The organism is uncultured Duncaniella sp. (genome assembly GCF_910577345.1).
In the GTDB taxonomy this organism is placed as follows: Bacteria; Bacteroidota; Bacteroidia; order Bacteroidales; family Muribaculaceae; genus Duncaniella.
In genome coordinates this window covers 214,200-225,571 of record NZ_CAJTMT010000003.1, presented here as the reverse complement: position 1 = coordinate 225,571, position 11,372 = coordinate 214,200, and the positions used below count along the sequence as shown (strand labels likewise).

At 49.2% G+C, this 11,372-nt stretch carries 5 protein-coding genes and 1 pseudogene; 1 reads left to right on the top strand and 5 read right to left on the bottom strand.

Going from position 1 to position 11,372, the window contains the following annotated elements:
* Positions 1-205 precede the first annotated feature (205 nt).
* Positions 206-656, top strand: a pseudogene (locus QZ310_RS02805) (IS4 family transposase); the annotation flags it as partial.
* Between the two features lie 463 nt (positions 657-1,119).
* Here the strand turns inward: QZ310_RS02805 and QZ310_RS02800 are convergent.
* The 5 genes from QZ310_RS02800 to QZ310_RS02780 are packed head-to-tail and all read right to left on the bottom strand — an operon-like array spanning position 1,120 to position 11,237.
* Positions 1,120-3,216, bottom strand: a complete 2,097-nt coding sequence (locus QZ310_RS02800; protein ID WP_297070152.1) for a glycoside hydrolase family 97 protein — start codon at positions 3,214-3,216, stop codon at positions 1,120-1,122.
* A 38-nt stretch (positions 3,217-3,254) separates the two neighbouring features.
* Entirely contained in the window at positions 3,255-4,667 is a 1,413-nt protein-coding gene (locus tag QZ310_RS02795; protein ID WP_297070136.1) for a glucan 1,6-alpha-isomaltosidase, read from the bottom strand.
* Between the two features lie 30 nt (positions 4,668-4,697).
* Complete coding sequence (locus QZ310_RS02790) at positions 4,698-6,539, bottom strand: SusF/SusE family outer membrane protein (protein WP_297070135.1); 1,842 nt, start codon at positions 6,537-6,539, stop codon at positions 4,698-4,700.
* Between the two features lie 25 nt (positions 6,540-6,564).
* On the bottom strand, positions 6,565-8,295 hold the full coding sequence (locus tag QZ310_RS02785) for a RagB/SusD family nutrient uptake outer membrane protein (RefSeq protein WP_297070133.1): 1,731 nt from the start codon (positions 8,293-8,295) through the stop codon (positions 6,565-6,567).
* Between the two features lie 20 nt (positions 8,296-8,315).
* On the bottom strand, positions 8,316-11,237 hold the full coding sequence (locus QZ310_RS02780; protein ID WP_297070131.1) for a SusC/RagA family TonB-linked outer membrane protein: 2,922 nt from the start codon (positions 11,235-11,237) through the stop codon (positions 8,316-8,318).
* Between the last annotated feature and the right edge of the window lie 135 nt (positions 11,238-11,372).

Genomic DNA, 11,372 nt, shown 5'->3' with positions numbered 1-11,372 from the left:
CTCCTCGTCATCACCAACGACCAAAAGGAGCAAATCGAGTGGAAAGGGAAAGTGATCAACATTGTTATAGTAAATCAGTTCTAATAACTCAAACAAGGAATTATGCACATTGCACTAAGTTTAATAATATCATATATACCAGGTAATATCCCAACAATAAAGAATATAATTGTAGGAAACAGATCCTTGTATTATCATTTGAATAAATGTGTCATGGAAGCGGAGATTACCTTAAAACGTGCGCTCAGACAGCATTATCCGGCTGACGGTTTACAAATCATCCAAGGACTACCCGGAGTTATTGCGACGTGTAGTTTATTGGGATGACGAGCAAAAGCGTGAGTTCGTTTTCCTCAACAATGCTACGCACATAACGTCTCTTCAAGTGGCTCAATCAGCACCTCAAGATCAAGAAATTTTGGGGTCCATCGGAGAACGCTGTCCGAATACAAATCTACTGCGCCATCATCGCCTACTGCCTTGTTGCGATTGACCAAAAGGATATGCAGCTTGAAAGAAGCACCTATGAAGTCTTGCAGATTTTGGGAATATCCCTGACCGACAAAACTCATCTGCAAGACCTTCTCGACAAAACTAAATCTCAAAATGTCAAAGAACCCTTCAGACCCGACGGGCCAAATTTATTTGATTTTTAACTCGTCCCGATTTTTACGGGACACTAATGATACTGGGCTTACAATATAATAAAGAATGAGGAGTTCGCTTTTTCAGGAACTCCTCATCCGAACCTATGATTTTACCTTAAAACTTATTGTAATCCGATTAAAAAAACTTATTGCAATCCGATTAAAATATTATTGCTGTCCGATGAAATTCGGTAAAAGCAATAATTCCTAATCAAGTTTCGCTTTTGTGCTATCAAGTTTCGCTTTTGTGCTATTAGGTTTCGCTTTTGTGCTATTAGGTTTCGCATTTGTCCTATCATGAGGGTGTTGCAGAACTCACAAATTCGAGAAATCTGCTTTTGTAATATATTGATTTGTAAGTGCTATCTTTTGGTAACTATTGAAAAATCAATGTTCTGCAACACCCTCATCACTTAAAGCTAATGCGGATCGCCTTATAGGGACTTTTATGGTTGATATGCGGTTGGGTTTGTTACTTGATTGGTTTTAATGAAATGGCATAGCCTCCGCCGGGGGCTGCTTTCATCTTAAGTTTGGTCTTTGCATTTACCTTTTTCTTGCTGATTTTATAAGCCTGGGGATTTGTGGCATAGTGTGCGTCGTCGGCATCTGCATAGATGGTTGCCTCATATTTTTTGTCTCCATCAAGGAAGCTGAGATCAAGAGATGATTCATGACCATCTTCATTTGCCGTACAACCTACAAACCATTCATCGGTCCCTTTGGCTTTGCGGGCGGCTACGATGTAACGTCCGGGCTCGGCTTCAAGATATTTGCTCTCGTCCCAGTCCACAGCCACGTCCTTGATGAACTGGAAGGCATCGAGATAGCGCTCATATACTTCCGGAAGGTCGGCGGCCATCTGCAGGGGGCTGTACATAGTGACGTAGAGTGCGAGCTGACGGGCAAGGGTGCTGTTCACATGGCCGTTTCCGTCGGGATTGACTGTCTTCATATCCATTTCAAAGATACCGGGAGTGTAGTCCATCGGGCCACCCTGCAAACGGGTAAAGGGCAGGACGGTCGTATGGAAGGGCTTATTGCCGGCGAAAGCCTCATATTCCGTGCCTCTTGCACTTTCGTTGCCGATGAGATTTGGATAGGTGCGGCAAAGGCCGGTCGGGCGCACAGCCTCATGGGCGTTGACCATAATCTGATGTTTTGCAGCCTCTGTCACGGCATAGAGATAGTGGTTGTTGAGCCACTGACCGTAGTGATGTTCTCCACGCGGAATCATGTTGCCTACATAGCCGCTCTTGACCGAATTGTAGCCATATTTGTTCATCATGTTGTAGGCTTGCTCCAGATGGCGCTCGTAGTTGCGGATAGAGCCGGAAGTCTCATGGTGCATCATCAGTTTCACACCTTTGGAGTGGGCGTAGTCATTGAGCATTGCAATGTCGAAATCGGGATAAGGTGTCTGGAAATCAAACACATGGTCTTTCGAGTGGCCGAACCAGTCTTCCCAGCCGACATTCCAGCCCTCGACCAATACCTGATCAAAACCGTGGTCGGCAGCAAAATCAATGTATTTTTTCACATTCTCATTGTTTGCCGCATGTTTGCCGTGGCAATCCACGGATGTATAGTCAAGGCTGTTGATTCTGACAGATGGCGCATTCGTGTAGCTCCACTCCTTGGGACCTGCAATCATTTCCCACCATACACCAACATACTTGACTGGCTTGATCCATGAGGTATCGTCATAGGCACAGGGGTCGTTCAGGTTGAGGATAAGATTGGATGCGAGCATGTCGCGGGCATCGTCGCTGACCATGACGGTGCGCCAAGGTGAATGGCAGGGGGTCTGGAGGTGTCCCTTGTTGCCCTGCGCGTCAGGTGTCAGCCATGACTCGAAGACAAGGTTCTTGTCGTCAAGGTTGAGGTGCATACAGGAGTAATCGACCAAAGCAGCCTCGTGGAGATTGATATACAGACCGTCGTCAGTTTTCATTTGCAATGAAGTCTGTACACCTGTGGGGGAGAACTGGGTCTGCGAGGCGTTGCTGCAGATGGCCTCCGACATCTTGCCGCGGATTTCTGACAGCCGGCTCTCTGTATAGTCATATTCCTGCGTGTCGTAGTCTCCGGCGATCCACCATGCTGTGTGGTCGCCAGCCATTGCGAATTGCGAATGTTCCTCTTTGATAATGAAGTAGGTCAGCACGCCATCCTGCGGAAATTCATAACGGAAGCCGATGCCGTCGTCGTAGACGCGGAACCGAAGATTCATCTTGCGGTAGCAGCGGGGCTGATCGAGCTTTACGAGAAGCTCGTTGTAGTTGTTGCGGATACTTTTGTTCTCGCCCCAGACGGGATTCCATGTCTCATCGAAGGTCTTTGTCTCGACGGCGGTCTGACAGAATCCGTCCATCATATCAGGCCCGTCGGCAAGCTCAAGGCCGAGTTTTGAAGGGAGAATCACCGGTTTACCCTTATAGGTCACTGAGTAGACAGGCACACTGTCAACGACTTCTGCGTTAAGGACAACAGTTCCTGAAGGAGAGCTGATCTGTGTGGCATGTGCTTCTGAAAAAGCAAAGCTCACGCTTGCCATGGCAATCGCCATGACCGACAAGTTTCTATATTTCATTGGTCAACTGATTATTATTTGGTGAGTTTCACAATCTTGCATCCGTGGGCAGGAATGGTCGCCGAAATGGATGAGGCAGTTCCTTCATCGGAATGTTTCCACAGGTCACGGACATTCCATTCACCGGAGATACCGAGGGTGGAAAAATCCACTTTCACATTTTTGGCATTATCATCGCGGTTGAAAAGGCCGACAACGTAGTTGCCATCCGACATCTGTCCATACCAGACCTGATTGTCGGGGTCATTGAGCTTATCGCTCAATGGCTTACCCACGAAACGATCCTTGTTGAGCGCAAGAAGCTCGGAATTCTGATAGAACTTAAGGTTGTCGCCGATGGTATTGTACTGATCCGCAACCGTGACAGGGCCACCGGCCATCAACTGGAGGGAGACAACGGTCTCTTTCTCAGCATCCGATGAGAAGGTGTTGAGGCGGATGAAGTCTCCGTCAAGAATAACGTTGTCGCGTCCGGCGATATGTGACCAGTAAGTGAACCCGTCAAACATGTTCATGCAGTTGGGCCATGTCGTGTAGGACCTTCCTTTGTCGGCCGCCGAACAATGCCACCATCCTCCACCGGCGGTGTCGGCAACGATTCTGACCATATTGCCATACTTGGCTTCCACTTCGGCATCATTGTAGAGATGAGGCATCACAAGTGACGTGAATATGCCATATTTCTTGGCTGCTTCTGCTATATAGTTGAGAGCGCGGGCGTAGGACTCACGGCCATAACCGTGACCGACAATGCCGATGTTGCGGTCCTTGCCGTCCTCATACCACGAAAGGAAGTCCATGCGGATATACTCTATGCCAAGTTCCTTGTAATGCTTGAAAAAACCGTCGATAAATTCCTTGCAACCCGGATTTTCGGCAACGGCCCAGTTGAACCATAGATTGTCGGTTGATGGATTCATGATTTCAGTGGTGCCGTTCCAGTAGAGTCCGCCAAAGGTGTAGTCGGTGCCCTCTATCTTGGTTTCGCGCGGTCCGTGGACCCATAGGGGATTGTCGTAGACGCCTACTTTCAGTCCTTTTGCCTTGCATTTCTCCACCAGTTCCTTCAGTGACATGGAGCCGTAGTGCGTCATGTAGCCAGTGGCATCGTTTGAGAGCATAGGGATGAAGCCGTCCGTGCAGACCATATCGTAGCCATAGGGTTTCAGCTCGCTTGAGACCCAATCGATGATTTTGTCCCATTCCGCAGGGGTGATGTCCTGATCGGAATTGGCTATGCCGTTCTGTTCATTCACATAGCAGTACTCATAGACACTCCAATAGAGCGGTGCCTTATACTGATGGATTCCTTCTATGGCCGGAAGTTCGGGGAGTTCGTATTTTGGCGGATAACGCATTTCATAGTAATCATCGTTGGCACATCCTGCAAGCATTGCAGCGGCCAGTAGCGTTGCCGTTATATTCATTTTTTTCATATTCGATGGTTAAAAGATTTATCAGTCAAGATATTTGACATTAATTGTCATTGCCTTAATGTTGAGCGTAAGCTCATATCGGCCCTCCTTCACGACCTTCCACTGGTCATCAGGGCCGGTGGTATAGACCATATCGTTGGCGGCGACTCCGGATTCGGATACTTCGACATCCGCTTTCGACGGACGATAGAACGGAGCCGAGAAATCCTTCTCGCTGCAGGCCTTGAAGGTGCCGGTCTTCAAAGTTCCGGTCCAGGTGTATTCACCCTCCGTTCCGTCCACCGGGGTAAATTCTGTGGCGGCATCGAGGCTCCAGCCTCCCGCTGTCGCCTCACCAATCATGTAGAGAGGCGCGACAGTGACGGCTGCTTCAAGATATTTGGCCTCGAAGGTCATATCGGCAAGGTTGAAAGTAAGCCTGTATTTTCCGGCCTTTACAACCTTCCACTGGTCATCCGGTCCGGTTGTGAACACCATGCCGCTGCTTGTAGCACCGTTTTCGGAAATCTCACAGTCGGCGGTCACCGGGCGGTAGAAGGGAGCGCTGAAGTCCTTTGTCAGACATGCTTTGAATGTTCCCTCCTTCAGATTGCCTTCCCATACATAGATATTCTCAGTGGAGGTGCTTATCTCGGTGGCATCGTCAAGACTCCAACCTCCTGCGGTAGCCTCGCCAATCATATAGAGCGAGGGTAGGGTGGTTGAGCCTGCAAGGAACTCGGCATTGAAAGTCATGTCGGCGGTGTTGAAGGTGAGTCGATACTTACCTGCCACAGTCACGAGCCATTGGTCATCGGGTCCGGTGGTGTGGACCATTTCATTTGAAGCGACACCCTTGTCCGAAACCTCGCAATCGGGGGTTGAAGGACGGTAGAACGGAGCTCCGAAGTCCTTCTCCTCGCTTGCCTTGAAGCTTCCGCGACCGAGTTCGCCTTCCCACACGAAGATATTCTCATTTTCGGAGCTTGCCTCGATGACAGTCGCTGCATCCCAGCTCCAGCCACCGTCGGTAGCCTCACCAATCATATAGAGTTTGGGAGCCGGTTTGAAGTCACCCGTATATTCAGCCGCAATGGTCCAGTTCTGAAGATCGAATGTCAGACGATAGATGCCCGGTTCTTCGATTTTCCACTTATTGTCGGGATTGACGGAGTAGACAAAGTTTCCGCTTTCCACACCGTTCCTGTCTATTCTGCATCCGTTTGTTTCCGGACGGATGAATGATGCATCCCAGCTTCCGGTTGTGAGACAGGCTTTCATTTCGCCTGACGTAAGGGGCCCTTCGTAGACGAAGATATAATCCGATTTTTTCTCAAGTTGAGTGGGCGAATCAATGTTCCATCCATTGAAATCACCGACGATATAGAGTGCATCGGCAACAATCGGGTCGATGACAGGCGCATCCTGCTCACGGACGTAAGTGGCGCTCATGGTCCAGTTGCGGAGGTCGAAACGCAGGTTATAGATACCTGCTTCCGAAACTTTCCATTTGTCGTCCGGATCTCCGGCGTGCATCTTGAATGTCTCGTCGGTCAGACCCTTCTTGTTGATTTCTTCACCGGCATTCTGAGGACGGATGAAAGGATTGTCCCAGCTTCCTGTAGCGAGACACAGTTTCATCTCGCCGACATTGAGCGGTCCTTCCCATGAAAAGACGAGCGGATCTTCATCAGTGGGAGTAAGTGCTGTCGCCGCATCCAAGCTCCACCCGTTTGGAGTCGCATCGCCGACCATGTAGAGTGTAGACGTCTTAATCGGCAAATTGCCGTCAATTATGATTAAATCTTTCTCCCCCTCGCATCCTGTAAGAGCGACAAGCATCAGGAGTCCGGATAATATGGAGATTATATTTTTGATATTCATGATTTTTTGATTTTGTCAGTTTCTATTATCTGCCATAACCCGGATTCTGGACAAGTATTGAATTTGAGTTCAAAATTGTGCGTGTAATCGGGAAAAGAGCCGTATGGTTATCGGAGTCCGGATTTTTATCCCACCATTTGCCGGAATTGAATTTACCGAAGCGGATGAGGTCAATGCGTCGGCGGCTTTCTGCGAAAAATTCGCGGCCCCATTCAGCAAGCATCTCGTTTTCATCGAACCGAATCTTTCCTTCGGGAGAATAAAGTACGTCATCAAGATTCTCGGCGGGATAGTTGCGCTTGCGCACCGAGTTGAGCAATTTTGCAGCCCCGTTGCGGTCGCCTGCCCGCATCTTGCACTCGGCAAGGGAGTAGATGATTTCGGGAAGACGGATTTCAGTGTAGTCACTTTCGAGCTGGTTTGCGTCATTGTCGTCATAGAAGGGATATTTCACGAAATGCCAGCCCGAGTTATGGTCCCCGTTCATCAGCACGCTGCTTTTATCGGTAGGCCATTTGTCGGGAGCGAGCGACTGGAACTTACCGACGGCATCACGGATATAAAGATCGTAAGGCAGTTCCGGGGCACGAAGACGTTTTGTCGCTCCGGTTTCCTTGTCACTATATTCAAGATAGCCATACAGGAACAGACCTTCACGACGGCTGTTGCCGAGATTCTTGTAAAGGGTCATTCGCACATCGCCGGGATATTTGCGGAAATTCTGAATCGGCATTCCAAGCTCATAATCATAGAGGTTACCGTCAAGGTCATAGCTGGGTGAGGCTGCATACTTGGTGTTGTGACCTACGCCTGATTTCGTGTCGTTGAAGAAATCTGCAGCTTTGGCCGGAACGGTCCAGCCGTAGCTGTCCCCGTCATACTGCCAGTGGGTATAGCCTTTAGAAGCGGGGAAGCCGAAAATGACTTCGTCGCAGTTGTCGTTATCCCAGTCAAAAGCGGCATCCCAGCGGTCGGCAACCGCATAGTCGCCATAGACACCATCGATAATGTCCTGAGCATAGGCCGCACAGTCGGAATAGTGGTCTTCGCCTATATAAACCTCTGCATTGAGATATAGACGGACGAGGAGGGCAGCGGCGGCAGCCTGTGTCCACTGGCCTTGAATTGAAGCGTTGGTTCCAAGACCGGATTTCTTGATGAGAAGGCCGGTGCAATCCTTAAGTTCCGTTTCAATGAAGTGGAACACGTCTTTAGGATCAGCCTGAGGATTGTTGGGCATATCGCTGTAGGTAGTGACGAGGGGCACGTTGCGGAATGCGTCAAGCAGACGTATGTAGAACCATGCGCGGAGGGCGCGGCACTGGGCCTTGAGGTTGTCAAATTCGAGCTGGGTGAAACCGAAGCGTTCAGGGGTGAACTTGCTGAGGTCCTCAATCACGAGATTGCACTGCATGATGCCTTGAAAGCATCCGTTCCATTCGGTCTGGGCTTCCCCGAGGTCATCGACTGTCCATGTGTGGTAGTGGAGGCGTTCCCATTTTCCTCCGTCATACCACCAACCGTCGCGGGTAGGGGTGATGAGTTGGTCTGCAGTGAGTTCGTTGAGGACGTGGCGGCTTCCGATGCTCCAGAAAGCATGTTCAAAGGGGCGGAATGTCGCGCGTATCACGTCCATCTTGGTATTGTAGTAGTTATCGGACCCGACTTGGTCATAGAGAGTCTCGTCCAGGTTGGTGCAGCTTCCGAGGGCCATGACCGATACCGCTGCAACCGCTATGTTTTTGAGAAATTTCATTTCCTGAGTTTTTGATGTTATTAGAAATCAACCTGTATGCCGGCAATGAACTGGCGGGTGGAGGGATAATAAGAACGGCTGCCCTGAGCACCCGGCTGAAGACCGTTGACCTGATAGGTGGAAGGATCAACTCCGCTGAACTTTGTAAGGGTGAACACGTTTTTCACCGTTCCATAGACCCTGAGACGATTGAGGAAACGACACTTGGGGACATTAAGCGTGTAGCCGAGAGTCACCATATCGAGCTTGAAGTAGTCGCCTTTTTCGAGGAAATAATCGCTCACGACGGGAGCCGTGTTGGGCGAGATGTCAAAATTCTTACCGTAGGCCTTTTTCAGTACGTTTCCGTTGAAGTTGCGGGTTCCGTAATAGAAATCATGGATGTTGAAGATGTCATATCCGAACGCTCCACGGAAGAAGAGCGAGAGGTCGAAGTTGCGGTAGCGGAAATTGTGGCTTGTCGACATTGTGAACTTTGGCATACCGTTTCCGACAATCGTGCGGTCCTCATCAGTGGCCTGGGCTGCCTGAATTATATCCCCATCCTTGTCATATACAAGCCAGTTGCCGTCGGAGGTGATGCCCGCATAACGCCACATATAGAAGTTGCCGAGCGATTTTCCTTTTTCGATGCGCTGGAGATTGTAGAAGGGATACGGATCCTCAGTACCACACACGTTATAGTAGTCCTGACCTACATACTGTGAGTTGCTGAACTCTACGAACTTATTGCTCATCACTGTGCCTACGACACCGAAGTTGTAGGAGAAGTCCTTGGTATCCACAACATTGAAATTGAGGTCGAACTCAAAACCGGTATTCTTCATGGTACCCACATTGACGAATGTCTCGTCATGGATGTTCGGCGGAACAGGCACTTTGTAGTTTCCAAGAAGATCCTGCTGACGACGATTGAAGTAGTTCAACGAACCGTATATCCGGTTGTCGAGCACCGAAAAGTCGAGACCGATGTTCCAGTTTTTGCCTTTCTCCCATTTGAGGTCAGGATTGACATTCTTGCCGGGGCCCCAGACTTGGAAATATTTGCCATTGTAGAAATAGTAGCCGAAGCCCGACATGGTGTTGATTGACAGATAACTTCCGAAGTCCTGATTACCGGTCACACCATAGTCTGCACGGATTTTAAGGTCGTTGATCCATTCGATGTCTTTCATGAATGATTCCTGCGAGATGCGCCAACCGGCCGAAACCGCAGGGAAGTCACCCCACTTATGATTCTGACCGAATTTTGAGGAGCCTTCATGACGGATAGAGGCGGTGAAGAGATATTTCCCCTCGAAGTCATAGCTTACTCGACCGAAGAAGGAGATTAGTTTTGCGTCATTCTTGTAGCTACCCATCATGACTTCACCTTCTTCCTTGGCCCATTCTCCTGAACCGAGATTGTCTGCTCCAAGACCGTCATTGGGGAAGTCTTTGTTTTCGGCATTAAAGCCTGAGTACTGAGAATACTGATAGGAGTAGCCGACCATTGCTTTAACATTGTGCTTGTCGGCAAAACGTGCATTGTAGTTGGTGAGCCATTCAAGTACATACTGACGTTCCTTTGAGTAGGAGCGGCTGGCCACACCGTCGTGTCCGTCATTGATTGAGTTTGTGCTGGTTGAAGGACGGAAATAGGAATTATTATTGCTGTATTGATGATCGGCAAACATGACCTGTGTTGTAAGGTGATGATTGCTTTGTCCGTTCTTGGCAAGCAGAGGCAGAAGATTTAACTTGACAGTTCCGTCCCAATCAAGCAGTTTTGTGTCAGCATGGTCTTTTTCAAGTTTCTGACGCTCGACGGGGTTGCTACCGACAATCTGACCGTAGAAGTTATAATATTGTGCCGGGTTCTCCGGATTCATGAGCGGGGTGGTGGGGTTGGCTTCAAGGGCATCCTTGAATACACTCCAGTCCGCATTGTCACGGTAGATGATGCGTGGAGCAACGTTCATCTGAATTGTGAACAGTCCACCTTTGGTTGTGTGCATGACGGAAGCTCGCGCACCATATTCCTCGCGGCCGGAACGCAGGTCGATACCGTTGGCATCCCTGTAGTCCGCGCTGACACGGTAGTTGCTCTTCTCGTTGCCGCCGCTTACGGTCAGGGTGTGTTGCATGGTGAAGCCGGTGCGTGTCACTGCGTCAAACCAATCTAAATTGCCGCCAAGGTCAACCCCACGGTCGCCCCATCCAAGGCGAACATCCCTGAAATCTTGTGCGCTCATAACATCGAGCTCCTTTTTTACAACATCCCATGCGAATGTACCTGAATAAGACGTGTGAGTGTTTCCGTCTTTACTTCCTTTCTTTGTCGTAACAAGTATGACACCGTTAGAACCACGGGTGCCGTAGATGGCCGAGGCTGCACCGTCTTTGAGGATGTCGAATGACGCAATGTCATTTGGATTAATGTTTGTGAGATTGCCTCCGGGCACACCGTCAATCACAATCAGCGGGCCGAGTCCGGCTGAACGTGATGACACGCCACGAATCTGAATACTTGCCTGATTGTTTGGATCGCCCGCGCCTGTGTTGGTAATCGAAACACCGGGCACCTTGCCCTGAATCATCATCGAAGGATCGAGAGAACTTACAGTAAGGAAGTCCTTCTCGCTTATGTGGGAGATGGCTGAGGTCAGCTCCTTTTTATCCATCGTGCCGTAACCTACGACAACGACTTCATCAAGCACTTCGGAATTTTCTTCCATTACAACATTAAAAACTGTCTTACCGTTGACGGGTATATCCAGTGGTGTGTAGCCAACGTAGGTAAAACGTAGAGTAGCTTTTGCATCAACTGTTAGGCTGAAGTTTCCGTCTATGTCGGTGGCTGCTCCGATTTTAGTTCCCGGAACTGTTACACTGACACCAATCAGCGGTTCTCCTGACGAATCGCTGACCGTACCCGATATGCCTATTTGCTGTGCCGACATTGTGAGTGTCGCCATCACAAAAAGCAGAAGGGACCAAATTCTTAATGGTTTTAATTTTTCCATTTTCGTGATATTAGTTTGTTTTGGGTTTTCTGTTTCGCAAAATTAACCCACTAAAACAGTCATGTCAATGGC

Excerpts from the sequence above, each read along its gene's own strand:
- QZ310_RS02800 (WP_297070152.1), bottom strand. The coding sequence starts at position 3,216 with ATGGCGATTGCCATGGCAAGCGTGAGCTTTGCTTTTTCAGAAGCACAT.
- QZ310_RS02795 (WP_297070136.1), bottom strand. The coding sequence starts at position 4,667 with ATGAATATAACGGCAACGCTACTGGCCGCTGCAATGCTTGCAGGATGT.
- QZ310_RS02790 (WP_297070135.1), bottom strand. The coding sequence starts at position 6,539 with ATGAATATCAAAAATATAATCTCCATATTATCCGGACTCCTGATGCTT.
- QZ310_RS02785 (WP_297070133.1), bottom strand. The coding sequence starts at position 8,295 with ATGAAATTTCTCAAAAACATAGCGGTTGCAGCGGTATCGGTCATGGCC.
- QZ310_RS02780 (WP_297070131.1), bottom strand. The coding sequence starts at position 11,237 with ATGTCGGCACAGCAAATAGGCATATCGGGTACGGTCAGCGATTCGTCA.